This is a genomic window from Clostridium sp. AF21-20LB, from assembly GCF_003478795.1.
In the GTDB taxonomy this organism is placed as follows: Bacteria; Bacillota; Clostridia; order Lachnospirales; family Lachnospiraceae; genus Otoolea; species Otoolea fessa.
The window spans coordinates 13,974-40,016 of sequence record NZ_QUGD01000025.1 but is presented as its reverse complement, the minus strand read 5'-3'; the positions used below and the strand labels follow the sequence as shown (position 1 = coordinate 40,016).

The following is a 26,043-nucleotide window of genomic DNA, read 5'->3' as shown; positions in this document are numbered from 1 at the left end:
ACATGACTGCAGGCGCTAATAAATTTCTCAGAATTTATTATGGACGAGTGAAGGAATATCTCTGTATTCTTTCTGAGTCAAGCTAATTCAAAACTTTTATTTGCAGACCAGCACTGCTTGTGGTGGTCTTATTTTAGTGCCTAATTTTAACCATGTAAAATTTTATATTTTTTCCCCATTAAGTCTTGACTTTTTATTTGCAGGCTAAAGTAACGAGAATGCGGTGTGCCGTTTTTCAATCAACTTAAAAAGAGACACGGCATAAATTATTCTGATAGATTTTACATCAGATTGCTTTATGCCGTGCCTTTTATGTTATTATAATGATTGCTACATACATATAGCAGGCTTCACCCTCCGTTATACACCGGATTCGCATTGATTTTCGGTACGAAGGCAACAGCCGTTCCGCAATTTTCACCATCCTCCCCATACTTCTTCATAGATCTGTCCGGCAGAAAATACCCAGAATGGATGTTTTGCCAAGTATACCAATGTTTCAAATTCCCGACGAGTCATAGAAATCAACTCACCGTTTCGGTATGCTGTTCTCTCCTTCAGCCGAAGCTCCAAGCCCGGAAAAACAAGAGTGTTACAAGGGTGGGATGTCACAATATGGTCAAATCCTGGCTCGACCGCAATAATCTCCATAATTCTACTGAGTATATATTCTTCATGGTCGGTAAGCGACATTACCAGAAACTTGCCCATATTGTTCACATCCCTCTTTATTGATATTATTTTTGCATTACATTACGGGTTCATTTTTCATCTGTCGGATGCGGTATTCACCGCCATCGTCCCGTCTGCATAGAAGTAGTACCACTTACCATCGATCTGCTTCCAGCCTCCGGCAAACATCATTCCGGTGACCTTGTCCAGCCAGTACCACTTCTGATCCTCGGAGAGCCAGCCTTTCACTGACTCCCCGTTTCTGTAATAGTTCCACTGACCGCTGTCATTCTGCTGCCAGCCGTTTGCGGCCTGCGGGTCAATGACGATCTCCACAAACCGCCGCAAAACCGTGGCGACCTCGGCGCGGGTGGCGGTTCCCTTGGGGTCAAACTTATTTTCATTCTTCCCGGCCAGGATGCCCGCCTGCTGCATGGACTTGACCGCATCCTTCGCCCAGCTGCTGATCTGTGTGTTGTCCGCAAAGGTCACAGCCTTCAAGGTCTGGGGCAGGTCATAGCCCAGCTTTGCAGCGTAATTTTTCATAATCACCGCCATCTGTTCCCGGTTGATGTTGGTGTCCGGTGCAAAGGTGGTGGCGGTAACGCCCTCCACAATGCCGGTCTGCGCCGCCCAGTTCACATAGGGGGCATAGTAAGCGTCGGCTTTCACATCGGTGAATTTCCCGGTCTGGTAACTGTCCGGGTTGATGCCCGCCAACCGCCCCAGAGCTGTCACAAACATTCCTCTGGTCATGCCGGTGTCCGGGCTAAAGGTGGTGTCGCTGGTGCCGGAGAGCAGTCCCCGGCTGGCTGCAAAGAGGATGTTATCTGCTGCCCAGTGGCCGGTAATATCGGTAAAGGCCGGGGCAGGGTTCTTGTAGCCCACGCCGTAAACGCTGAAATGACCGGTTTCAAAAACCACCGCTTTCAGGCTGGCATTGTAACTGGATTTGGTGATCCATTCCACCTTGCCAGCGTCATCTACATAGACTGCATAGAGATTACCTGTCTGCTCACCCTTTGCCGGTGTGTAGGGCAAACGCACCGATATAGTGTGACCATTTAAGTTGGCAATCGGTGTTTCTTTGCCGCCGGAGAGGTAGACCAGCGACAGGTCATAGGTCGGTCTTGTGCCGATGGTGGCTTTGGCCTCGGTGGAACGCAGTGCATCCACCTTATCTGCCCGGAGAATGATGTCCCCGCCAGCGTAGGCGGTATCCAGCTGCTTCAGAGTATCCAGGCCGATATTAACCGAAACCAGATGGTCTGTTGCTACGGTAAACTGCCGGACGTTTTCTTTAACCAGCAGATCCAGTGTCTGCGCCTTGATGGTCACGTTAAAAGAGGTCTGGCCTGCCGCCGGGGTGATGGGAACCGTAACGCCAATCCCGTTCTCTGTGGTGCCGTTCTTTTTCGCATCCTGTTTGGCCTTGTCGATGGCGGACTGGACAGAGCTGTTATCCACTGCCGCATTGCCGTTTTTATCCGGCTGTATGGGTTTGGTTTCACCGGTGACAGGGGCCGGCTGGTTGGTGTTATCATTGCTTCCGGAACCGTTAGAACCGCCGGAGGAGGAACCTCCACCGCCGCCCGAACCACCAGAGGAGGAACCGCCGTCGCTGGAAGATTGCTTGGAAACAGTCAACGTTCCAGAAACATAGGTGATCGCATAATTGTCATTTGACAGTGTACCAGTAATGTTGATCGCAGTTTTGCCGGTTTTGCTCATATCCGGTGTCTGTGCGTAGTCCAGCGTTACCGTGCCGCTCAGGGTATCTGCACCAACCAGACCTTCCACCTTGTAATCCTTATCTGCTTCCGGGCTGCTCAGATCGGGCGCGGTGCTGCCGGTGTAGGCGCTCTTATCAAGCGCCGTAACGGTAACTGACTTTTTCGCTACGGTCACAGTCACGTTCTGTTCTGCCACATCTGCGTACTCTGCGTTTCCCTGAACCTTATACCAAACAGTGTATTCCCCCGCGTTTTTCGCTGTGGGGATCTGCTCGCTCCACTCAGAATCGTCAAGCCGGTAGAGCATTGTGCCGCCAGTGGTCTTGCCCGCTGTAACCAGAGCCTGTTCTGCACCATTGTAGGTCAGTGTATTGACCGTAGGTGCCGTAACAGTGGGGACAAGCTTGTTGGTCGCATTGACATTGACGGTCAGCGTGATGTCCTTATAGTTCGTGCTCTTGATCACTACGGTCACTGTGCCCACAGAGCCGGTGGTTTCCACGTCATTTTTCTGAATCGGCAGGGTCAGCTTGCCGTTTTCCACCTTCGCGCCGCTGGTGTAGTAGCCGTCATTGAGTTTGATCTCGCCCAGCTCATAGGTGGGTGCACCGTACTCTTTGGGCGTTTCCAGCTTGGGCAGGGCGGGGAGCGTCACAGTGTAGGTCTTTTCGTGGCCGTTTACAATGGTAAGCGCAGTTTCCTTGACGAAGTCAGGCGCAGCGGCCTTGGCGATGCTGGCAGTCGTAGGGAAGCTGCTCTGCTCCAGGGAGTAATTCTTCGCGGTCTGCCCCATCAGGGTCACTGTGGCAGTGACGTTCTTGCCGTTGCCCACGCCTGCATCGTCAAAGCTGGCGGCCACGGTGTAGTCTGTGCCTCGGTTCAAGTTCATGCCGTCGAAGGTTACGCTGGTAATGCCTGCGTCTGTCGTGCCATCATAGGGCTTGGACACAGCCGTTACCCCGCTGATCGTCAGCGGTTTCTTTCCAATGCTGACCTCCACGCTGGCGGGTGCGGTATCATTGTGGTTTGCATCGCCAATCACCCGATACCACACGGTATACGTTCCGGCATCGGTGCCGGCAGGGATGACCTGGCTGTATGTACCGTTCTCGGTCAGGCTGTACTGCATAGTGCCATACTTCGTCACGCTGCCTGCGGTAATCAGCGCCTGCTCCTGGCCAATATAGGTCAGGTTTTCCTGCGCTATGGGCGGCGTGATGAGGTTTGCGCTGATGTTGGCCTTTTGTACCGTCACAACAATATCCTGGCTCATCTTCTCGTAGCCGTCGCAAGTGGCGGAAAAGCGGAAGGTGTGCTGGCCTGCGGACAGCTTTTGCGTAAAAAGATCAAATTTATTGCTTGTTATCGCGCTGCCGACCGCTGTGGCATTGCCGCCCTCCACCTTGTACCACTGGAAGCTTACAGCGCCTGTGCCGGTTTCCTTCTCTACCTTGACAAGAAGCGTCCCCGCACCGCCATAAGTCATGCTCATCTTGGTCGGATAGTCCATGCTCTTGATGGGGATCTTGGCCATAGAAACGTTGGTCAGCTCCGTACCGCTAGGGTCGCTGATCCAGGTACTGCCGCTCTTAAACACGTAACCCTCCGGCAGCAGGGATGCCAGCGTGACATCTCCGGTGACGGTCAGCTTTGCCGCCGTCTTACCGTTCAGATTCAGCTTGAGCGGGCTGTTGATGGTAATCTCGTCTGCATTTGCCAGCAGCTTCACCGTACCGCCGCCAGCTGCGGCGATGGCCTCGTCTGTCGTCCGATGGTAGGAAATGCTGCCATCCGTCTTTGTTACCTCAGCGGCATAGCCGCAGTAGGGGCAAACCTTCCCGCCGGAATGGTCATCCGGGTGGCTGCACTTCACAACAGTTACGGCAGTATTCTCCTTCATCTCCGACAGCTTGAGCAATGCGCCGTCTTTCTTCCGATAAGCATATCCCTCTGCCAGCAGGGACTGATAATCTGCGCCATTCTTGATTTTGATGCTGTCAAAGGATCCGCCGGACAGGGTCACTGGAATACCTTTGAGCGCACCCAATTCCAGCAGATCCGCGCTGCCGCCGGACATGGTCAGCGCTCCCTCCGTGTAGATGCCGCCGATGAACTTGCCGCTCGTTACCACGGCTTCGTTCCCGGTAAGGATGAAAAGCCCAAATCCACGGACGCCAGTTCCGCCGCCTACGCTTCCCTCCAGGGTGACATTGTCCAGCGTCAGCTTTGCGCCTGTGTGGTCAAATTTTCCAACTTCCACCGCATTAGCGGACTTGGAGACACAGGTGCTTTGCACCTTGCCGTTTGTTATGGCTACATTGGAGCCGAGGATACGTAGAGGCGCCTCCTCACGGGATTCACTCAGGGTGAATCCATTCAGGTCCAGTATAATATTTTTGCTGATCTCGATAGGCTCTGCGTTCTCGATCGCCAAAGGCCCCCGCAGAGTGATCGTGTCACCGTCCTTCGCGGCAGTCAGCGCGTTTTCCAGACTGGTGTATCGTGTGCCGCCGATTTCAAATGCCTCCACCAGCGCATGGCAGAAGGTGCAGTAACCATCCTTGTCCACCTTGCCCACATGGTCGCAGATTCTGCCGCAGGCACATTTGCCGTTCTGATATTGGCAGGTATGCGCGACCACTTTGACGCTTCTACTCTTGATGCTTACATCGGAAACGTTCAAAATTTCACTGTCATCAGCATCTGCAAAGGCATATCCATCCGCCAGCAGAGCCAGAGCCTGCTCACCAGCTTCTACATCGATTCCATATTGGAACGTGCCGCCCTGGAGCTGGGTTTTCCCGTGGAACGCCACCTGTCGCTCAAACACGCAGTTACCCTTTACCGTCAGGGTAAACTCGTCAGAAAAGACTTTTGGTTTGTTGTAACGCCGTCTAATATCAATACCGCGGGGGCGCTGGTGTCAATGCCTCTATCGTGCCGTTTTTGATGGTAACGCTTTTGTACGGGCAATTTTGCAGATCCAGCGCCCCAACCTTGTGGCCCTGCAGATCCAGCGTAACGTCTTTTTTGTTCGTCTCATCACCTCCCGCTTTCAAGGTTGCGTTAGTATCCCGCACAAAATAATAGGTTCCGCCGGAGAACAGGCCCCCAACCAGGGCCGCACCGTTATCGAATTCAAACGAATAGGGGATACCATTTTCGCCAATAAAGAGCACTTCCGCACGACACGGTTCGCCGCACTGTTGGCATTTGCTTCGTGGGTGTATTTTGCATGGGTGCAGGTGTTAACGGTAACGGTGACAGTGTCTGTCTTTACGGTATAGTTCTGATAGGACAGCTTGCAGTAGACCTGGGCGCTGTACTCCCAGTCCTTGCCCTCCGTTGTGGTCAGGTCGGATTGGGTCAGGGTGATTTTATATCTATCGCTGCCTGTACCTGTAAATTTGTTTCCGTTCACATACCACTGATAGGTAATCTTACCCTCCGAACCGCTTGCCAGAGAGGCATCTACCCAGACTTTCGCCTGAAATTGCCCCTCGAATTTCGCTGTTGAGACCTGCGGCTGCGTTTTTATGGTAATGGGGTTTCTGGGCGCGGCGGCGACGGTGACCGTTGCGGTGGCGGTCGCCTTGTTAGGATTGGTTCCTTCTACGCCGTCTGCGGTCAGCTTCAGCTTATAGCGGCCCTCCTTGACATTGTTGTCCGCGGTAACGGTGATGGTCTGGTTGTCGGCGGATTTTTCCGCCGTCAGACCGGTGGGTTTGCCCTCCAATTCCACTTTCAGGGTATCCATCTTGACCTTGCTGCCGGTAACGGAGAAGGTCGCCATCTGACGGCCTAAGCTTTCCTGCAGGGTTCCCTGCTGCGCGCCGACGATCAGGCTTGCGCGGGGCGCCATCTTGGCGATATAGATGGTCTTGACGTCCCTTTCTCTTGTCGTATCGGCCGCTGTGCCGACCGACATATCGTCTATGTTTGCATTCTGACTTTCCGAATACAGAATGGTCAGGTTGTTGTTGATGTTTCGGGCGTTTCCATACCTACTATTCGAAATCGCACCATATTTTCCGGTGGCGTAAAGGGTTCCTCCCTTCATGGTCAGGGATGCAGTGTTAATACCCCAACCGGAATTTAGATTCAGCTTTCCTTTCTCAATCACGATGGTTTTAGCGCTCAAGCCGCACAAACCGCCGTTGGTGGTTATCTTTACCCCGTCTTTTATGGTAAGCGTCCCGCCGGCGGTGTCGCTCCAACTGCCGTCCGCAATACCATCTTTCCCGCTAGGAACATTGACCGTCAGACTGCCGCTTCCCTGAATGGTCAGATTGGCGGAATACATATCCAGAGCGGCGGTATATGCGGTATCGGTAATCGTAATGGTATTCTCGCCTTTCAGCGTGATTGTTGTGTCGCCCTTCACCGTCACCGGGGTAGTTATGTTTCTGTTATCCCAGATAACATTGCCGAAGATGGTTTCATCGTCTGCCGCAGCTGCCATCAGGGGCATTGCCTGCTCTGTTCCCTTGCAGGCAGAGAGATCCGCATCTTCCGCAGAGCAGACCGGACAGTCGGGATTGACCGCCTCCTGCTCACAGTGGGTTTCGCAGATGCACTCCACCGGAGCATTCCCGGACGCGCCGGGAACAAGCCCGCTGTCCTGGGAATTGCACTGCTCGCAGGTATACCCGCAGGGCGTCCCCTCTGTGGCCGGGATGTAGCCGCAGCTATCGTCATGCTCGCCGCGTTCATGAGGACAGCTTAATTTTTTTGTGATACAGCCGCTTTCCTCACTGCATTCATGGGTACACTCGGTCGGCTGGACCTCCTCTACTTCAGATGAGTCGCCGTATTTTCTGATACGCTGCCTTCCAAAACAGGGTAACAGCTTTCGTCATGCTCATGGACACACTTCTTCACAAAGGTGTAGCAACCCTCAGTATGCTCATGTTCACAGACTGCCCCTTCGGTTCCTTCCGTATATCCGCAGTCCGCTGTATGTTCCGGGTGATGCTTGCACAACCCCGTATGGACGGCGGATACACCCGCTTCCACCGCAGATGCCGGAACTCCCGGCATCGTAAAAATCATTGCCGCCGCCAGTAAAAATGCGACCGGCCGTTTCCATTTCCATATCATTTATTCATCCTCCTCACGCGGTTCGTTCCTTCTCGTTGTTTTCTGAAGCAGCTGGGATACCGCCTCCCGCAGCTGATATTCTGTCACAGGCTTTACCAAAAAGGTGTCCGCCTGCATCCTGCGGCTTTGGGGTTCAAATTCTGCCTGGTCGCTGATCCACAGGAGCGGGACATCCTTGCTGTACCCTCGTATGCTCATGCAGAAATTCATTCCCCTGGCTCCGTCCTCCATGACAACCACAGCATCATAAGGCCCATCCCGCTGCATGGCATAGACGCAGAATACGCCATTGTCAAAGCGGTCTACTTTGCCAAGCTTCATCAGTAACGCCGTTTCTTTCTCCTTCTGACTATAACTGCACAGCGCAATTCGCATGTTCGCACCTCCATTTTGTGATGGGTTTTATCGCCTCATATAGCTCCTGATCGGAGCAGTCTGCCGAAAGGAACGCAGGGATACGCAGGTGATATGCGATCAGGGCAAAGTTTTCATCATCGCTCCACCAGACAAGCGGTGTTTCCGGTGCCAGCTGCTTTGCCTGAATGGCAGCCTCCAATCCCCTTGCCCCGGTCATGGCGATGACAACCGCATGGTAGCGGCTCCGCCGCAGTGCCTGAGATAGCTGCTTCTCATTCCATAGCTCGTCGATGACAAGCTGTCCGTCCCCAGCAAAAAGGGAGCGCAGCCTGCTCTCAAACCATTCTGCATTCCTTAATTCCGTACAAAGTGCGATTTTCATGCTGAGCCTCCTTTCCTGAAAAGAAAAATAAAAAAACCAGACCTTCTCATCGGAAAGTCTGGTAGTATAATTAGAGTAGCATCTTGTCAAGGGAAATGCAACCGACTTTGTTTAAGACGCAGGTTTCCTGTTTAAGACGCACGTTTTTTCCTGCGGTTTTATGTTATACTAATATTGGATTATTGTGCAAAGGAGATGGCACGATGCAGATTGCGATTGTGGATGACAGAGCAGAGGACAGAGAAGAACTGTCTGTCTGCCTGGAAAATTATATGAAAAAGCATCAGCTGGACTATACGCTGACAGAATTTGAGGACGGAGAGAATTTTCTGAAAGCTGCCGCCCAGGTCAATTTTCAGCTTGTCTTTATGGACATCTATATGGAGAACATGGATGGAATAGAGGCCGCCAGAAGGCTGCGCCAGAAAAACAGGCTTTGTAAGATTGTTTTTCTGACCATTACAGAAGATTATGCCCGGATGGGGTACAGCCTGTCCGCCAGCTATTATCTGCTGAAGCCGCTTTCGCTCCATCAGGCAGATTTTGAAGAAGCGATGGAGCTGTGCCAGCTAAAACCGCCCTATGAAGTGATGACACTTTCGGTTATGGCTGACCGTCAAAAGCTGGAACTTCCCACAGAGAAGATTCTATACATAGATTATCAAAACCGTATGACACGGATTCATACGGCGGAACGCGTGATACCGGTAAGCGGAGGCTTTCAGGAGGTTACTGCCGCATTGCAGAAGGACAAGCGTTTTTTTGCCCTGCTACCGGGGCATTTTAATCAACATGGATTACATCAGCCAGGTTGACAGTCAGACCTTCCGTTTGATAAACGGGGAGGAACTTCCGATTGCCCTCCGCAATGGAAAACAGCTGCGGGAATCCTACCGTCAATATGTTTTCTCTGGAATGGGGGGTATCGTATGAGAATGAAGCAAATGCACAGGCGTATTCTGGAGGGCTGTCTGGCCTGTCTCCTCTGCTTCACCTGCAGTATCCCCGCATTTGCCGCCGAAACTGCAACCCCATCCAATGCCGATGAAAGAAGGGAGATTTTGCCGGATTTAGAAAGCGAGACTCCAGGGACACTGGAGAGCAAAACCCCGGAAGCATCGGAAGAAGTATCCCTCGTCCTTGTCACAGAAATACAAAAGGAAGACGAACTGCTCTCCCTGCCAGATTTCACCCTGCCCCTTAGAACCACACCGTCTGATGATGACCTGGAGGAAATTTATCAGCTGGCCCTTCGGTATCAAACCGTCTGCGCCACGGTAACAGCAGGTGAAGAAATCCGGCAGGAAACATTTTCTGTCGCATGGGATTTTTCGGCCATTGACCAGACCACTCCAGGCGAATATACCGCAGCAGGTCGGATTAAACTGCCGGAGGGGTATGCCTTTGGTGAAGCTGTCTTGCAGGAGCTTCAGATTTCCGTCCGGGTGAAAGAAATGCCGCCTGCTGTCATCACCTCCATAGAGCAATGGTATCCTTATACGGACGCGTTTGCGGTTCAAGAGGGCAGCGAAACCGAAACGCTGGAAAATTTGTTTGCCTTTTCCCCTTACTATCTGGAATGCTATGCGGAAAATGGAACCAGCTACACCGCTGTGGTGGAATGGGATTTTTCTGGTATTGATTTGAATACTGTGGGACTGTACCATGCAGCAGGAAGGCTGACTGCACCGGAAAATACCATATTTGCAGATCGTGTCGATTTCCCTGAAATTTCAATTCCTGTTTCTGTACAGGCTCCGGGCAGCCCAGACATCAACTGCTTCCTGGTTCGCAGAGGAAGCCTTTATTTTCCCTGGGTCACACCGCCGGGGAATCTGGACAAGGTCAGTATATGGCTGTCCAAAAAAAACGGTTCATGGAACCGTCTGGAAAGTGGCGTTTATGTGGGTCAGGAAATGCTCTCGATTGCTACCCGTCTGCTGATGCCGGGCAGCAGTTACCGCCTTCAGGTGGATTATGACGGCGGACAGACCGGCATCCTCTCCTTTACCTACGCAGATGAAATTGTCCTTGAAGGGTACCATGAAGGCGACCGGGATGGAGGGGATGCAGGCGGAAATCCTCCCGATACCATCATTCAACCGCCTCCTGAAGATACCGACGATCAGGATGACGGTTTCGCAGACAGGCCCTCCACAAAGCCTCCAAAACCGCCTGCAACAAATGGCTGTGGAACGAATTCCGATGATTCTGAAAAAGCACCACCGGTCAGCGGAGAAAATAAGCCTACGGATCACAAGCCTTCCGAGCCATCCTGGGTTGGAAAGGATGATTCCATAGATAAAGAAGAATTCCCATCGAAACAGACAAACGGTGATGCAGAGGAAGCATTAGAACCAGACGCTGGTTCCGATGAACCGACTATACCGGAATCGAAAAACAGGAAAGATTCAGTGCAAAGCGCTATGACCGTTCCCCAGGAAGGCGCAGATTCCCAAAACTCCGCGTTTTCAGAGTTCTTCGATGAAACCACCGACCGGATTTCCGGCACGCGCTTTTTGATGATGCTGCAAACAGGGGAGCAAAGAGCCGTCTTTTCCAAACAGGGAATCACCATCAGCATACCAAAAGACGCCTTGCCGGAGGGCATCCAAAACGAAGATCAGATTGAAGTCATCATCCAAACGGATACGGACGGCGGTTTTTCTTTTTCGTTTTCCATCAATGGAACTGCGCTCAGCTCCCTGCCGGATGTTTCTGTCATGCTGCCCTGTCCAAATGACCCGGCAGCCGGCACATGGTTCCTCTGTGATGAAAGCGGCGTGGAAATTCCCATGACCGGTTATGACGATGCGGCAAAAGCCGTCTCCTTTCAGATCAGCCATACAGGGGCATACACCATTGTGGGAAAGGAAGATGCCGTTTCCCTGGCACAGGCCGCCGACACAGAGCATAGCCGGTCGCCCATACTCCTTTTGATTCCGGCCTGTCTGCTTCTTCTGTCTGCCGGTGTGTTTTTCCTAAGGAGGAGGCGAAAATAAGATGGTATCTTCTGCAGTAAAAAAATATGCTGCCTTATGTATGGTCTGCCTGTGCTCATCCCTGTTTTTTCTTGGCCTGTATCAGTTCAATAATAAATATAGCCAGAACACAATCCAGGCGGCAAATGGGATTCTGGCGCTTTCTGAGGAAGAACTTCAAAAGTCACCGGTGCGCTTTCTGGTATCCGGCTGGGCATTTTATCCTGACGCGCTTTTGACCCCGGAAGAAATACGGGATGAAAGCCATTATATGCGCTACCTTTCCATCGGAGAGCAGACCAATTTCTCCAGCCCTGCAAACCCTTCTCCCTATGGCTGCGGGACTTATCAGATGACATTCTTTCTGCCGGAACGGAAGGAAACATATGCGCTGGAAATCCCGGAAGTGTTTTCTGCTTACAACCTTTATCTGGATCATGACCTGATCCTGCAAATGGGGGAACCGGCACAGGGGACACCATTGGTTCAAAACCGCATGGTCACTTTTCATGGCGGAAAACCGGTCACACTCACCATAGCGGTCAGCAACTATGACCACTTTTACGGAGGGATTGTCTATCCGCCTACTTTCGGAACGATGCTGGCGGTCAATACAACCAGAGGAATCCGGTTTGCATTCTGCCTGTTCAGCTGTACGGTTACCTTTGTCTGTGCGCTGCTGTCCTTTTATTTCAGCCGCCGGATGAAACAGAAAAATACATTCCTGTTCGGCTGATCTGCCTTGCCATGTGCGGCCTGTCATCCTATCCGGTGCTTCATATGCTGGCTGCGGTTCCCGTATTCCCCTGGTACACGATTGAACTGTTCTGTATCTATCTGGTTACCTGGCTGATCATAGTTCTGCAAAACCGGATATGCAGGCCGGGCTTCCTGCCTGCGGCCATCAGTAATGGAGTGGGCGCTGCCTTCCTGGTATATGCGTTTGTGTATGGCATGATGGCTTCCCATCTCTCCCTTGGAGCGATTCGTTTCTTCTCTGCATCGGTCTTTTGCTATAAGGCGGCATCTGCGCTCTATCTGCTTATCATCGCTGTGCTTGCCATTCACAGAGGAGAAAAACGGAGCAGGCCGATCTTCTATGCTGCGGCAGCCGCAACCTGCGCCTTTATATGGGATCGCCTTCTGCCGGTTTATGAGCCGGTTATCGGCGGTTGGTTTTTGGAATGGGGCAGCTTTTTCATAGCAGCAGCCATCGGTTATTCCCTCTGGCGCGATGTGATAGAAGGATATGGAAACAGCCTGATTTTCCAGGAAGAACGCAAGCAGGTCATCCGTCAGCTTTCTATGCAGACCGAATACAGCCGTCAGGTTTCTGAAGCAGCGGCAGAAAACAGAAGGCTGATCCACGACATCAAACACCATCTGCGCACCATAGACCGCATGGCCTCTGAATGTGGGCAGACGGAGATCTGCTCCTTCCTGTTACAGGTAGAGGAACAGGTTGCGGCATCATCGGGTCACTCCCCTGCCCAGTTCTGCAAAAATCCCGTCGTAAATGCACTGATTGAATACTACTACGGCATGGCGCAGACACAGGGGACAGAATTTCAGGTGCGGCTCGATCTTCCCGATCAGATGCCGCTTACCGATGTGGAACTGTGTACGGTGCTGGGCAATCTTTTGGACAATGCCGTTGAGGCGTGCAGTCGCCAAAAGCAAGGGGTGCGCCGCATTTTCATTGCAGGCGAAACCAGAGGCAATATGTACTTTTTGAAGATTGAAAACACTTACGACGGTCTGGCCTTGCAAGAGGGAAAAACATTCCTCTCCCGAAAGGGTACATCTGCTGATCATGGAATCGGGCTTTCCTCTGTCCGAAAAATCATTGAAAGCCATGGCGGTGATCTCGATCTCGTTCCCGGTGAGGAATCCTTTCTTGTTGGAATTACAGTGGGTTTATAAACATTGCTCATACAAAAGGACACCATTACTTACATTTGCATAAGCATGGTGTCCTCTCTATTTTCCAAGTTCTTCTTCCATAATATTCCTAATCGCTTTAATACCCGTAAAAGTCAATTTTATTCCACGATTATACATAGCCAGTACTTCATTCAGATTTTCAACAAGTACCTTATCCAACTTTTTATGTATCGTTACAGGCTGTTCCTGAATCGTATGAACATGGTCAAAATATTTTTCAATAACAGGAAATGTATTCTGTATCAAAAAAGCATTTTCTTTCCCTGCAAATAATCCAATCACTATCGTATTGCATTTACCATATCGTTTCTTTTTCTTTTCAACGATTTCCTTGTATTTCTCAGCTTGTGAGCTAATTGGTATCATCCAATACAATTTTTGATTTTTTCTATCCTGAATTGCATAGTAATGAGGACGATAGTTCCCCTGTTCCTTATTACTCATCAAATATTTATCCTGAACCAAGTCAAAAAATTCATCCTTGATATGATACGAATATCCCTGTTGTATCTCCATAAATAACCTTTCCTATGTGATAAAATTCCCCATCAGCATTCACTGATGGGGAACATTTACAAACTATACTATTTTTATCCCACCTGTATAGCAAGTGGCTTCATTTACGAACTGAATTATTTATACCCCGCACCATCAGCAAGCGGCAAACATTTACTTCTATCTTTAGTATATACAGTTTCTCTGAATTTAGCAACCTGTTTTTTAAGTTTAGAAATATTTTTTACTATATCATAGCTCATCATTTGTCGTAACTCTGTCGTAAAATACATGCATTTACTTTCTTAATACAGCTTAGCCCCAGCAGGAATTGCGTCATCTAACATAAGCAGATTCAATCCTTCGTGTCCGTCATACTCATACACTGCTGAAATCAACATTCCTTCTGATGGGATTCCCATCATCATTCTGGTAGGAAGATTTGTGATCGCTACGCATGTCTTTCCAACAAGCTGTTCCGGCTCATAAGAGTGTTCCACTCTCTGCCGCAATCCTTACACTTCCACCAAGCCTTACGATTGGCAAAGACCGTAACCTGAGTCGGAAGTAAAGGATAATTTCTGTCCGACCACTCGGCAGCTATATCCGGCAGAAGCGTTGCAAGGTCATTAAATCCTGCCAACACTTTATTATGGGAACAATACGGGCAGCCTGTCCTATTTATCGTTCTGCTCTTAACGGCAGCTTCCCACTCGTGTCCTTTCTCACATCTCCAAATCACTTTCTTATGAGAACCAATAGAACCTCTGTCGGTTTTATCTTATTCTTTTTCGACCACTGTTTTACCAGTAATGGCTCTAATGTCGCCAAATCGTTAATACCTGCAATCACTCTCGCACCGGAACATATTGGGCATTTTTCTCCATTAGAACGAGCCTTAACGCTTGTCTGCCATTCGTGACCGCAAGCACCTCTCCACCATACTTTTTTATTTGAACCGAAAGTAATGTCATCAGGTGTAAGCGGTAAGTTCTTCTCCGACCACTCCGAAACAAGCTCCGGGTGTACTTCTGCTAAACTGTTATTCATAGCCAAACCTCAACCTCCTTGTGCTTAGAGTATATGAAGTTTTGGCTTTATCTTGTAGTTTGCGAATATCCGTATAAATAGAAAAAGCCCCTTGAGAAAGGGATTTCTCCTCTCTCAAAGGGCAAGTTGGCAAACTGGAATTTGGTGTGTGCTTTATAAATTTTTTCCGATCCACTCAAGTTCGTTCATGGAATCCTTATTTTTTTCAAGTTCATCTCTGGCTGTTGCGTAATATGATTTTTTGAAAAGCATATCCCATGAAAGATATTTTGCCATACAGTCAAACTGCTTATCAATCAGCTCATACTGGATACTGCCTACGGGAGAACCACCTACAACAATTGTGCCAACTTTTTTGTTTTTTAACTGCAATCCACGGCAGTAGCACTTATCAATGATAAGTTTCAATTGTGCTGACATTCCCCACCAATAAACTGGTGTAGCAAAAAGAATCATATCTGCGGCAGCAATTTTATCAATTGTAGAATTTGTATCATCCTTGTCGACGCATCCCTTAGAGCATTGACAGACACCACATCCCTTGCATGGTGCAATGTTGAGTTTGTCGGGTTCAATGATTTCAATTTTATTCTTTTCTGACGCTCCTTTTATAAATGCATTGATTGCTGCCAGCGTATTTCCTTTTCTGGCACTTCCATTAATGATTACAATTTTCATGCGTGTATCCTCCAACTTCCGATTTGTATTTCTGTTTGTTTTAAAAATGGGCAACTCCGATTGGAATTGCCCATTCATCATACTAATTATGCGATTTTTTCTTGCTTGCACCGATTTCTGCATCAATTGATGTAAGTTTGATGTAAATCGCTGCTTTTTCAGTTTTTTATCAAATGAAGTACGTCCCGTCTATTCGGTAAAACGGTACATCTTTACATCACGTCGACTGGCGTCTCCGTGCGTTTTTCGCCTTATGTCGGTGTTCGCAAGCGCACACCGCCGCAAGGCTCAGTTTCTCATCTTAATAGAGCTTTGCACCTGCTGGAATGTGGTTATCAACCATCAGAAGATGAAGCTTTTCTTCGCCTTCTTCTTCGTGGATAGCACTGAGGAGCATACCGCAAGAATCAATGCCCATCATCGCTCTCGGTGGAAGATTTGTGATAGCAATAAGAGTCTTTCCAACCAGTTCTTCCGGCTCATAAAAGCTATGAATACCGCTTAAAATGGTTCTGTCTGTGCCTGTTCCGTCATCAAGAGTAAACTGTAACAGTTTCTTTGACTTCGGTACTGCAACACACTCTTTAACCTTTACTGCACGGAAATCTGACTTGCTGAATGTATCAAAATCAACCATTTCTTCAAACAATGGCTCGACTTTTACCTTAGAAAAATCAATCTTTTCAACCGGTTTTTCAGCCTCTGCCGGAGCTGCTTCGGAAGTCTTGGAAGCTTTCTTATCAGCGTCTAATGACTTCATCGTCGGGAACAGCAGTACGTCACGGATTGCCTGGGAATCGGTCAGCAGCATAACCAGACGGTCGATACCGTATCCGATACCACCTGTCGGCGGCATACCGATCTCCAGTGCATTCAGGAAGTCTTCATCCGTATGATTTGCTTCCTCATCGCCAGCAGCAAAAGCCTCTTCCTGTGCTTTGAAACGTTCTCTCTGATCGATCGGATCATTTAACTCAGAGTATGCGTTACACATCTCGCGGCCGTAGATATACATCTCGAAGCGCTCAACCAGCTCCGGATTGGACGGTTTTCTTTTGGTCAGCGGAGATACCTCAACCGGGTGATCCATAACGAAGGTCGGCTGAATCATCTTCTCCTCGCAGAACTCCTCGAAGAACAGATTGATGATATCACCCTTCTTATGGCGCTCCTCAAATACAACATTGTGCTCTCTTGCGATTGCCTTTGCTTCCTCGTCAGTTTTAACAGTGTTGAAATCAACGCCGGAGTATTTCTTAACTGCATCGATCATGGTGATGCGCTCGAACGGCTTGGACATATCAATCACAGTGCCGTTATAGCTGATGACAGAGCTTCCGCAGACTTTCTCAGCCAGGTAGCGGAACATACTCTCGGTCAGTTCCATCATGCCCTCATAGTCGGTGTATGCCTGATACAACTCCATCAGAGTGAATTCCGGGTTGTGACGGGTATCTACACCCTCGTTACGGAATACACGGCCGATCTCGTAAACACGCTCTAAGCCGCCTACGATCAGTCTCTTTAAGTAGAGTTCCAGAGAAATACGGAGTTTTACATCCTCATCCAGTGCATTATAATGGGTCTCAAACGGACGTGCAGCCGCACCGCCGGCATTAGCTACCAACATCGGGGTCTCCACTTCCATAAATCCGCGTCCATCCAGGAAATTGCGGATCTCCTTGAGGATCTGAGAACGTTTTACAAAGGTGTCCTTTACTTCCGGATTCATGATGAGATCCACATATCTCTGACGATAACGGATATCCGTGTTGGTCAGTCCGTGAAATTTCTCCGGCAGAATCTGCAGACTCTTGGACAGCAGTACGATGGACTCTGCGTGAACGGAGATCTCTCCCATCTTGGTGCGGAATACGGTACCTTTGATTCCGACAATATCACCGATATCCATCTTCTTGAAATCTTTATAAGCCTCTTCGCCTACGCTGTCTCTGGCAACATAAGACTGGATATTGCCCTTTAAATCCTGCACATTGCAGAAAGATGCCTTACCCATCACACGTTTGGACATCATACGTCCTGCGATCGTAACCTCTTTGCCATCCATCTGCTCAAAGTTATCCTTGATCTCGCTGCTGTGTGCAGTTACATCAAATTTTGTAATCTGGAACGGATCCTTTCCGTTGTCCTGAAGGTCTTTCAGTTTCTCGCGGCGCACCTTTAATAACTGATTTAAGTCCTTCTCCTCGTTCTTATTCTGCTGATTCTGCTCTGCCACTTTCTCTTTCACTCCTTCGTCTCTTTATGATACTCGCTGGATGTCCAGGATCTTGTACTGGATAACGCCCGCCTGTGTCTCTACGTCTACGGTCTCGCCAGCTTTCTTGCCAAGCAGGGCACGACCAACCGGAGACTCGTTGGAGATCTTACCATCTAAGCTGTTTGCCTCGGTGGAACCTACGATCTTAAATTCCATCTCTTCATCCTCTTCGACGTCCAGTACCTTTACCTGGCATCCGATGCTGATCTTATCCAGATCGATCTCATCCTCAACAACAACCTCTGCGTTTTTCAACAGTTTCTCAAGGTCTACGATTCTTGCCTCGATGTCTCTCTGTTCATCTTTTGCTGCATCATACTCAGCGTTCTCAGACAGGTCGCCCTGCTCTCTCGCCTCTTTGATCTTCTGTGCGATCTCCTGGCGTTTATTTACTTTCAGATCATGAAGTTCATCTTCATACTTTTTCAATCCTGTGTAAGTTAAAATGTTCTTCTTTTCTGCCATGACAGCTATCCTTCCTTCTATCGATTCATCATTGAATCCCCTAATAATTGCATCGCACTATTATACATGATTCTTGGTGTAATGTCAAGAATCACAAAGTGCCATAATGGCTTTAAAAACAAGGGAAAATCCTACATTTTCGTGCTTTTTCTGTGCCTTCCGATTTCGTCCACCCATGTAACACAACCATCGTTTTGATTCCACACATTCATCCTTCTCTTAAATTCTCTCATCCACCAGCCGTTCCAGCTCCTCCAGCGTCTCCACCTGGTTTATATCATTGCGAAGCGCCGACGAATGTGGAAATCCTGCCGTATACCATGCCACGTGCTTACGCATCTCCCGCATTGCGATCTCCTCGCCGCGAAATTCCGTCTGAAGCGTCCCATGGCGGACAATCATCCTCTTTACTTCCTCCGCAGTCGGCGGCGGCAGAAGTTCTCCGGTTTCCAGATAGTGGAGAATCCGTTTAAACAACCATGGATTTCCTTTCGCGCCGCGCGCCACCATGATGCCGTCGCAGCCGGTTTCTTCCTTCATTCTCTTGGCATCTTCCGGTGTAAATACATCACCGTTTCCCCAGACCGGGATTGAAACCGCCTCTTTGACCTGACGGATAATGTCCCAGTCCGCCTTTCCGGAATAATACTGCTCTCTCGTCCGTCCATGCACGGCTACCGCCGCCACGCCGCAGCTCTCTGCCATCTTCGCAAACTCAACCGCATTGATATTCGAATCATTAAATCCCTTGCGGAATTTGACCGTAACCGGTTTATGAAGTTTCTTTACCATCGCCGTCAAAATCTGCTCTGCCAGCTTCGGATCCTTCATCAGTGCCGAACCTTCGCCGTTATTGACAATCTTGGGCACCGGACAACCCATGTTGACGTCGATGATGGCATACGGTCCTTCCTCCAGCTGCAGCGCCATCTCGCTCATAATCTCCGGATCTGAGCCAAACAGCTGCACCGCAACCGGCTCTTCTTCCGGCCGCGTCTCTAATAACGGCTTTGTATTGCGGTTCTTATAAAGAAGCGCCTTCGCGCTGACCATCTCCGTGTACATCAAACCACATCCCTGCTCCTTACAGAGCAGACGGAACGGCAGATCCGTCACACCTGCCATCGGCGCAAGGGCGATTGCATTTTTTAATTCTACGTTTCCAATCTTCATTTTATTTCTAATCTTCCTGATACCGTTCCATCTGCTCGTCGTCTAACAGTTCGTCCGCCGGGATTCCCAGCACCTTCACCTTATAATACAGCTCCAGCGATTCCAGCAGCTCACGCTTCTCCGCCTGATACTGCTTGATTTTAAGCGCGCTTCCGATCTCGTCAAAGAGGTAATCATTCTCCTCCGCCTCAACCTTAAACTGCAGTCTGCCATCCGGCATAAACTCCAGCAAAATAATACCGCCGATGTCCTCTGTGTACATGACACACATGATCTGCAATTCCTGCTTAATTGACTCCGGCAGCCCCGAAAACTGCTCATTCAGATAATATTTTTCCACATACGAATTCGCACCGCAGAGTACGGTGGAGTCCCCATCTGTATTGGGATTCTGCATTTCTGCCATTTTCTTGCACCTCCATCTGTTTCATTTTCCATTGCCCACAAACAGGGCTGACGCACGAACGGAGAGCAGGCTCTCCCTTTATCCCTGAGAAGCCTGTTCTCCGTTCATATGCCAGCCCATCTCACAAGCAGCCATCAAATTCCTTAACGAATCAGCAGCTTACTAATCTCATACTGATCTTCCGGAATATCCTTCTTCATATTCAGCGCCTCCTGAATATCAAAATCCAGAAACTCGCCGTGCTTATACGCTACCACGCGGTTGGTCTTTCCTTCTTCCAGCAGCTCCACCGCCTTGGCGCCCATGATGGACGCATAGACGCGGTCTTTACAGGTCGGCGCGCCGCCTCGCTGCATATAACCAAGGATCGTCGCACGTGTCTCGATGCCGGTTGCCGCCTCGATTCGCTTCGCCATCGACGCGGAATGTCCGATGCCCTCGGCATTAATGATAATATGATGTCTCTTGCCGCGTTTCCGGTTATCGATGATGCGGTTGATCAGCATCTGCTCATTGCCATCGTACCGCTCCGGAAGCAGAATATCCTCGGCGCCGTTAGCGATACCGCACCACAGGGCGATATATCCCGCGTGGCGTCCCATAACCTCGATGATACTGCAGCGCTCATGGGAGGTGGAAGTATCTCTTACCTTATCGATCGCCTCCATCGCCGTGTTGATCGCGGTATCAAACCCGATCGTATAATCGGTGCAGGCAATATCCAGATCGATCGTGCCCGGAAGACCTACCGTATTGATTCCCAGCGCGGATAGCTTTCCGGCGCCGCGGTAGGAACCATCGCCGCCGATGACGACCAGACCGTCAATGTTGTGCTTGCGGCAGATTTCTGCGCCGCGCTTCTGACCTTCCTCGGTCATAAATTCCGGACAGCGGGCTGTGTATAAGATCGTACCGCCACGGCCAATCGTATCTGCCACGCTGGTTCCGTCCATGTCCACAATCTCTTCCTGCAAAAGTCCAGCGTAACCACGCATGATACCTTTTACCTTCATGCCCTTGTTGATCGCAGTCCGGACCACCGCACGGATCGCTGCATTCATACCCGGCGCATCGCCGCCGCTTGTCAGTACACCAATCGTTTTAACCTCTTTTGCCATCGCTTATTCCTCCGTCCTAAGGCTTTCCGCTTCACATCCCCAACCGTGAACCAGCCGTTTTATTTTCGAATCTTTTGACCCTTCTGATACCAAATTGTTCTGCACTGCGTGCTACCACAATTTTCAAACAATTTTATTGTAATTCATTTTATAGGTCATTTCAAGATTTTTTATGATATTTTTTTAACATGTCGCCAAAGCGTGTTACTGTTCACACATACGTGCCCAGTTACCAAAGCTTTCAATGTCCAATGCAAATTTTAACACTTATGAAGAAATCTTCCCCAGCGGCTTCTCCACCACCTTGACGTTCTTCTCGCCCAGCATCTCGCTGAGCGTCGTCACCAGCGCCTCGCCTGCCCGCACATTCCAGTTGCGCGGCAGAACCTTTTTCGCGCGCTCACGTCCCAGGTAAATGATCACGGTGTCATTTCCATCACTTGTTTTCAGGAGGTCGAGAAGTTCTTTCTCTCCCGCCAGATACGCGTCCTTGTCCGCATACTGAATCCACAGCTCGCGCGGCACCTGCGAAAATGGGATAATCTGCTCGCAGATCAGTTTTCCGACCGGCTCATCGCCGACCGATGCGCGCCCGCGGATAAAGACTTTTTCATCCTTTATCAGCATATCGCGCCGTTTTTCATAATCCTTCGGGAATACCAGCACTTCCACACTTCCCGCCAGATCTTCCACCGTCAGGAACGCCATCATTTTGTTATTCCGGGTCGTCTTAACCGTTTTCTCGGTGATCATTCCGCCGATCGTCACATACGCGCCGTCGTGAACCACCGCCGAACCGGTCTCCTCATCCACAACAAAATCGGAGCTCTTCGCCGTCACATTTTTCTCCCAGGTGCCGATATATTCCTCCAGCGGATGCCCGCTGACGTAGACGCCCAGCATTTCTTTCTCGTATGCCAGATATTCTTCCCTCGAATACTCTCCGACATTCGGAAATGTGATCTGAAAACTCTTCTTGTCCTCTTCCGCTGCAAAATCAAAGAGTGACATCTGCCCTTCCATCGTATTTTTCTTCTCTTTATTCTTCTGATCGACCATCGAACCGCAGACCATACTTTTCTGCTTGCGGGTTCCCGGCAGCCCGTCCATCGCACCGGATTTGATAAAGCTTTCCAATGTGCGTTTGTTGACTTCCCTGCCCGACATCCGGTCAATAAAATCTTCCAGCGAGCGGAATTTTCCATGTTCGGTCCGCTCCCGCACAATCTCATCCACCACCGACTGACCGATACTCTTGATCGCCGATAAACCATAGCGGATCGCGCCGTCCGAAACAGAGAAGCCGCCCTCGCCCTCATTGATATCCGGCGGCATGATCTTCATACCCATCTGACGGCAGCTCATGATATATTCCGATACCTTCGTAACATTATCCTTGACCGAGGTCATCAGCGCCGCCATGAATTCGACCGGATGGTAATATTTCAGATATGCCGTCTGGTAGGAGACAACCGCATACGCCGCCGCGTGCGACTTATTGAAGGCGTATTTCGCAAAATCGATCATCTCATCGTAAATATGGTTCGCCGTCTTCTCGTCGATCCCATTCGCAATACAGCCCTTTACGCCCTCTTGTGCATTGCCGTAGACGAAATTCTGGCGTTCTTTCTCCATGACTGCCGCTTTTTTCTTTGCCATCGCACGGCGCACCAGGTCGCTTCGTCCCCAGGTATAGCCAGCCAGATCGCGCACGATCTGCATAACCTGCTCCTGATAGACGATACAGCCATAGGTCGGCGCCAGAATCGGTTCTAACTGCGGGCACTCATAGACAATCGAAGCCTTGTCATTTTTGCCTTTCAGATAACGTGGAATGAAATCCATCGGACCCGGACGATACAGGGAAATACCGGCGATCAGATCCTCCAGGTTTTCCGGCTTTAACTCTTTCATGAATCCTTTCATGCCGGAACTCTCCAGCTGGAACACACCGTCATTTTTGCCGGTTCCAATCGAATCCAGCACCTTTTTATCGTTGTAATCGATCTTATCTATATCAAGCGGTTTTCCGGTCGTTTTCTCCACCAGGCGAACCGCATTCTGGATAACCGTCAGGGTTCTAAGACCCAGGAAATCCATTTTCAGAAGTCCCAGCTCTTCCAGCGTCGTCATCGTAAACTGGGTCGTGATCGAACCGTCAGATGCCCTGGACAACGGCACATACTCATCGACCGCCGCACGGCTGATGACAACGCCCGCCGCATGCATGGAGGTATGTCTCGGCAGCCCCTCCAGACGTTTACTCATGTCGATCAGATATTTGACCGAATCATCCGACTCATACGCCTCACGCAGATCCGGACTGGCTTTGAGCGCCTTGTCTAGCGTCATGCCGAGATCACCCGGAATCATTTTTGCGATCGCATCACACTGTGCATACGGCATATCAAGCGCGCGCCCCACGTCGCGGACAACACCCTTTGCCGCCAGCGTACCGAGGTAACAATCTGCACGACGCGGTCTTTTCCGTATTTCCGCACGACATAGTCGATAACCTCCTGACGCCGTTCGAAACAGAAATCGACGTCGATATCAGGCATGGAAACTCGTTCCGGGTTCAGGAAACGCTCGAAAATCAGCTGATAGCGGATCGGGTCGATGTCCGTGATCTCCAGACTGTACGCGACGATACTGCCCGCCGCCGAACCACGTCCCGGACCGACCATGATACCGTTTGATTTTGCAAAATGGATAAAATCCCACACAATCAGGAAATAATCGACATATCCCATCGAATGGATAACGTCCAGCTCATACCTCAGGCGCTCCCGCAGCGTCCCATCGTCGTTCGGATAGCGCTTGTGAAAGCCCTCCCCGCAGAGCTTCTGCAGATATTCCCAGGACGTATATCCGTCCGGGACATCATACTGCGGCAGCTTCGTCACGCCAAACTCGATCTCGACATTGCACCTCTCGGCGATCTTGTGCGTGTTGTCAAGTGCTTCCTGTGCATACGGAAACAGCGCACGCATCTCCTCCTCGGATTTGACATAGAACTGCCCGCCCTCATAGCGCATCCGGTTCTCGTCCGTGACTTTTTTGCCCGTCTGGATACAGAGCAAAATATCGTGCGATTCCACATCTTCTTTATAAATATAGTGGCAGTCGTTCGTCGCCACCAGCGGAATCTGCAGTTCCTGGCTCATCCGCATCAAGCCCTGGTTGACCGTCCGCTGCGCCGGGATGCCATGATCCTGCAATTCCAGAAAGAAATTGTCCGGTCCAAAGATATCGCGGTATTTCTGCGCCGACTTGCACGCTTCCTCATACATGCCTCTCGACAAATACCTCGGGATCTCGCCCGCCAGACACGCGCTGAGTGCAATAATGCCTTCATGGTAGGTTCTCAGCACCTCGTCATCCACACGCGGTTTATAATAAAAGCCCTCGACAAAGCCCTTGGAAACGATCTTCATCAGATTCTGATAGCCGGTATTATTTTCCGCCAGCAGAATCATATGATAATAGCGATCCTCGCCGCTTCCCGCCTCCCGGTCAAAACGCGATCCGGGCGCCACATAGATCTCACAGCCGATGATCGGCTTGATCCCATTTTCCCTGGCTGCCCGGTAAAAATCGATCACGCCGTACATGACGCCGTGGTCGGTAATCGCCAGACTGTCCATCCCCAGTTCCTTCGCCCGGGCGGTCAGTTCTTTTATTTTACTCGATGCGTCAAGCAGACTGTACTCTGTATGCACATGCAGATGTGTAAATGCCACCTTTTTCCTCCCATTCAGATCTTTTAAGGGACTGCCGTTTCCCGCGAAACGACACCCCCTCATCTATCAAAGCTCTTGTTTTGTGTAACTGTTACGTCCCCTGTCTCTTTCCGAAAAACGGTCAGAAATCTGGATTTCTACTGATTGCTCAGATATTTCTCAATTCCCTCGATCGCACTCTCCTCGTCGCTGCCATCAGCCGTTACCTTTACGTGCGCGCCCTCTGCCAGTCCCAGCGTCATCATGCCCATGATGCTCTTTGCATTGACGCGTTTTTCTTCACTTTCCACATAGATGCTGCTCTCATACTGGCTTGCCACCTGCACCAGCATCGCCGCAGGACGTGCCTCCAGACCTGAACTCAAACCAATTCTGATTTCCTTACTTGTCATAATATCCTCCTCATCGAGCCCCGCTCGAAAAAAACGGCAAAATCCGCTGCCACTACTGTATCGCACGGAATTTTCCATCCGGGAAATTCCTGCCTGTGAACAATAACCTAACTTTACTCGCCCCGCTCTTCGCGGAGGCTTTCAGCTACTGCACTTATCTTTCTGAGCCTGTGATTGACTCCCGATTTTCCAACTGGATGGCTCAGATTCTCCCCCAATTCCTTCAAGGTCGCATCCGGCATCTCCAGACGGACCTGTGCTACCTCTGAAAGAAGCTCCGGCAAGTAATCCAGCCCGACCGTATCACGGATGTATGTGATGTCCGCAAGCTGCTTGACTGCCGCCGAAACAGTCTTATTGATATTGGCAGTCTCGCAGTTGACCTGACGGTTGACGCTGTTTCGCATTTCTTTCAGGATCCGGATATTCTCCAGCTCCATCAATGCCACATGCGCTTCCATCAGCCCCAGAAGTTCCACAATCTGACTGCCTTCTTTTATATATACCACATAATACTTCTTTCTGACAACTATTTTCGCATCGATGTCGAATGTCAGAATCACATTCTGAAGCTGCACCGCCTTTTCAAGCGACGCGCATACGATCTCAAAATGGTAAAATTTCTCCGGATCGCTTAAGGATCCGGCTGCCAGAAAAGCGCCCCGGATAAATGCCTTCTTGCAGCACGCATTCTGAATCACCAGATTCCGCACCACCGAAAGATTTTCCCCGACATTTCCCTGCGCATCCACCATCTTGACCGCCTCCAGCACCCGGAGTGCATTTTCGTGATCGCGCACCAGAAGCGTATAAGAACGGCTCTTTTTTAAAAATGCATTGCGCCGGATCGAAATGTCCGCCTTAATATTAAATGTATTTTTCAATAATGTAAAGTATTTTCGTGCAACCGCTACGTTTTCCGTGTGGATCCGTATGCTGAAATGATCCTCTTCATCGATATGAATCTTGCCGCAAAGGCTCAAAATCGCCGCCAGCTCTGCAATCTGGCAGTGCCTCGCCTTGCTCAGCTGATGCGACAGCTCTTCCTTTACCCGGGCTGAAAATGACAAAGT

At 50.0% G+C, this 26,043-nt stretch carries 24 protein-coding genes and 1 pseudogene; 4 read left to right on the top strand and 21 right to left on the bottom strand.

The window, feature by feature from the left end:
* Positions 1 to 417 precede the first annotated feature (417 nt).
* The 7 genes from DWX76_RS11455 to DWX76_RS11430 form a co-directional block, all read right to left on the bottom strand.
* Positions 418 to 711 carry a winged helix-turn-helix domain-containing protein gene (locus DWX76_RS11455; protein WP_243022559.1) on the bottom strand — a complete coding sequence of 98 codons (294 nt, stop codon included), beginning with the start codon at positions 709 to 711 and terminating at the stop codon, positions 418 to 420.
* 57 nt (positions 712 to 768) lie between these two features.
* Positions 769 to 5,235, bottom strand: coding sequence for an S-layer homology domain-containing protein (locus DWX76_RS11450; protein ID WP_118570714.1), 4,467 nt, complete (start codon positions 5,233 to 5,235; stop codon positions 769 to 771).
* Positions 5,236 to 5,305: 70 nt separating this feature from the next.
* Positions 5,306 to 5,464, bottom strand: coding sequence for a hypothetical protein (locus DWX76_RS13845; protein WP_182429778.1), 159 nt, complete (start codon positions 5,462 to 5,464; stop codon positions 5,306 to 5,308).
* Positions 5,461 to 6,867: a hypothetical protein gene (locus tag DWX76_RS11445; protein WP_147353860.1), complete on the bottom strand. Its 1,407-nt coding sequence runs from the start codon at positions 6,865 to 6,867 to the stop codon at positions 5,461 to 5,463. The genes DWX76_RS13845 and DWX76_RS11445 overlap by 4 nt, the downstream gene beginning before the upstream one ends.
* A 329-nt stretch (positions 6,868 to 7,196) precedes the next feature.
* On the bottom strand, positions 7,197 to 7,505 hold the full coding sequence (locus DWX76_RS11440; RefSeq protein ID WP_118570712.1) for a hypothetical protein: 309 nt from the start codon (positions 7,503 to 7,505) through the stop codon (positions 7,197 to 7,199).
* On the bottom strand, positions 7,506 to 7,880 hold the full coding sequence (locus tag DWX76_RS11435; RefSeq protein ID WP_118467306.1) for a hypothetical protein: 375 nt from the start codon (positions 7,878 to 7,880) through the stop codon (positions 7,506 to 7,508).
* On the bottom strand, positions 7,855 to 8,244 hold the full coding sequence (locus DWX76_RS11430) for a response regulator transcription factor (protein ID WP_118467304.1): 390 nt from the start codon (positions 8,242 to 8,244) through the stop codon (positions 7,855 to 7,857). Before DWX76_RS11430 ends, DWX76_RS11435 begins: the two co-directional genes overlap by 26 nt.
* Positions 8,245 to 8,447: 203 nt before the next feature.
* Here DWX76_RS11430 and DWX76_RS11425 point away from each other — a divergent pair, with 203 nt between their 5' ends.
* The 4 genes from DWX76_RS11425 to DWX76_RS11410 all read left to right on the top strand — a co-directional run bounded on the left by DWX76_RS11425 (position 8,448) and on the right by DWX76_RS11410 (position 13,148).
* Positions 8,448 to 9,059 (top strand): response regulator, encoded by a 612-nt coding sequence (locus tag DWX76_RS11425; RefSeq protein ID WP_182429777.1) that lies wholly within the window; start codon positions 8,448 to 8,450, stop codon positions 9,057 to 9,059.
* 246 nt (positions 9,060 to 9,305) lie between these two features.
* Positions 9,306 to 11,246, top strand: coding sequence for a hypothetical protein (locus DWX76_RS11420; protein WP_147353858.1), 1,941 nt, complete (start codon positions 9,306 to 9,308; stop codon positions 11,244 to 11,246).
* 1 nt (position 11,247) lies between these two features.
* Positions 11,248 to 11,961, top strand: a complete 714-nt coding sequence (locus DWX76_RS11415; protein WP_118570709.1) for a hypothetical protein — start codon at positions 11,248 to 11,250, stop codon at positions 11,959 to 11,961.
* A gap of 11 nt (positions 11,962 to 11,972) precedes the next feature.
* Positions 11,973 to 13,148: a sensor histidine kinase gene (locus tag DWX76_RS11410; protein ID WP_118570708.1), complete on the top strand. Its 1,176-nt coding sequence runs from the start codon at positions 11,973 to 11,975 to the stop codon at positions 13,146 to 13,148.
* 57 nt (positions 13,149 to 13,205) lie between these two features.
* Here the strand turns inward: DWX76_RS11410 and DWX76_RS11405 are convergent, their stop codons facing one another.
* From DWX76_RS11405 to whiA, 14 genes and pseudogenes are all read right to left on the bottom strand, one after another.
* Entirely contained in the window at positions 13,206 to 13,685 is a 480-nt protein-coding gene (locus DWX76_RS11405) for a type III toxin-antitoxin system CptIN family toxin (protein WP_118570707.1), read from the bottom strand.
* 116 nt (positions 13,686 to 13,801) lie between these two features.
* Positions 13,802 to 13,957: a hypothetical protein gene (locus DWX76_RS14015; RefSeq protein ID WP_181357217.1), complete on the bottom strand. Its 156-nt coding sequence runs from the start codon at positions 13,955 to 13,957 to the stop codon at positions 13,802 to 13,804.
* Positions 13,958 to 13,969: 12 nt separating this feature from the next.
* Positions 13,970 to 14,176, bottom strand: a complete 207-nt coding sequence (locus tag DWX76_RS11400) for a hypothetical protein (protein ID WP_412694063.1) — start codon at positions 14,174 to 14,176, stop codon at positions 13,970 to 13,972.
* Positions 14,116 to 14,406, bottom strand: coding sequence for a zinc-ribbon domain-containing protein (locus tag DWX76_RS14565; RefSeq protein WP_243022558.1), 291 nt, complete (start codon positions 14,404 to 14,406; stop codon positions 14,116 to 14,118). Before DWX76_RS14565 ends, DWX76_RS11400 begins: the two co-directional genes overlap by 61 nt.
* Positions 14,403 to 14,714 (bottom strand): zinc-ribbon domain-containing protein, encoded by a 312-nt coding sequence (locus DWX76_RS14560; protein ID WP_243022560.1) that lies wholly within the window; start codon positions 14,712 to 14,714, stop codon positions 14,403 to 14,405. The genes DWX76_RS14565 and DWX76_RS14560 overlap by 4 nt, the downstream gene beginning before the upstream one ends.
* A 153-nt stretch (positions 14,715 to 14,867) precedes the next feature.
* A complete protein-coding gene (locus tag DWX76_RS11390; protein WP_055176454.1) occupies positions 14,868 to 15,392 on the bottom strand; it encodes a flavodoxin family protein in 525 nt (174 codons plus the stop codon).
* Positions 15,393 to 15,693: 301 nt separating this feature from the next.
* Entirely contained in the window at positions 15,694 to 17,631 is a 1,938-nt protein-coding gene (lysS, locus tag DWX76_RS11385) for a lysine--tRNA ligase (RefSeq protein ID WP_118472011.1), read from the bottom strand.
* 24 nt (positions 17,632 to 17,655) lie between these two features.
* Complete coding sequence (gene greA / locus DWX76_RS11380; RefSeq protein WP_107001044.1) at positions 17,656 to 18,138, bottom strand: transcription elongation factor GreA; 483 nt, start codon at positions 18,136 to 18,138, stop codon at positions 17,656 to 17,658.
* 219 nt (positions 18,139 to 18,357) lie between these two features.
* Entirely contained in the window at positions 18,358 to 19,311 is a 954-nt protein-coding gene (gene dusB, locus DWX76_RS11375; protein WP_117795850.1) for a tRNA dihydrouridine synthase DusB, read from the bottom strand.
* Between the two features lie 7 nt (positions 19,312 to 19,318).
* On the bottom strand, positions 19,319 to 19,717 hold the full coding sequence (locus DWX76_RS11370; RefSeq protein ID WP_022359305.1) for a DUF6145 family protein: 399 nt from the start codon (positions 19,715 to 19,717) through the stop codon (positions 19,319 to 19,321).
* Between the two features lie 143 nt (positions 19,718 to 19,860).
* Positions 19,861 to 20,835, bottom strand: a complete 975-nt coding sequence (pfkA, locus tag DWX76_RS11365; protein WP_117795852.1) for a 6-phosphofructokinase — start codon at positions 20,833 to 20,835, stop codon at positions 19,861 to 19,863.
* 267 nt (positions 20,836 to 21,102) lie between these two features.
* Positions 21,103 to 24,578, bottom strand: a pseudogene (locus DWX76_RS11360) (DNA polymerase III subunit alpha).
* Positions 24,579 to 24,715: 137 nt separating this feature from the next.
* On the bottom strand, positions 24,716 to 24,970 hold the full coding sequence (locus DWX76_RS11355; protein WP_107001048.1) for an HPr family phosphocarrier protein: 255 nt from the start codon (positions 24,968 to 24,970) through the stop codon (positions 24,716 to 24,718).
* 113 nt (positions 24,971 to 25,083) lie between these two features.
* The gene (gene whiA, locus DWX76_RS11350) at positions 25,084 to 26,040 is read right to left on the bottom strand and encodes a DNA-binding protein WhiA (RefSeq protein ID WP_022359301.1); all 957 of its coding nucleotides are present in this window, start codon (positions 26,038 to 26,040) and stop codon (positions 25,084 to 25,086) included.
* Positions 26,041 to 26,043 lie beyond the last annotated feature (3 nt).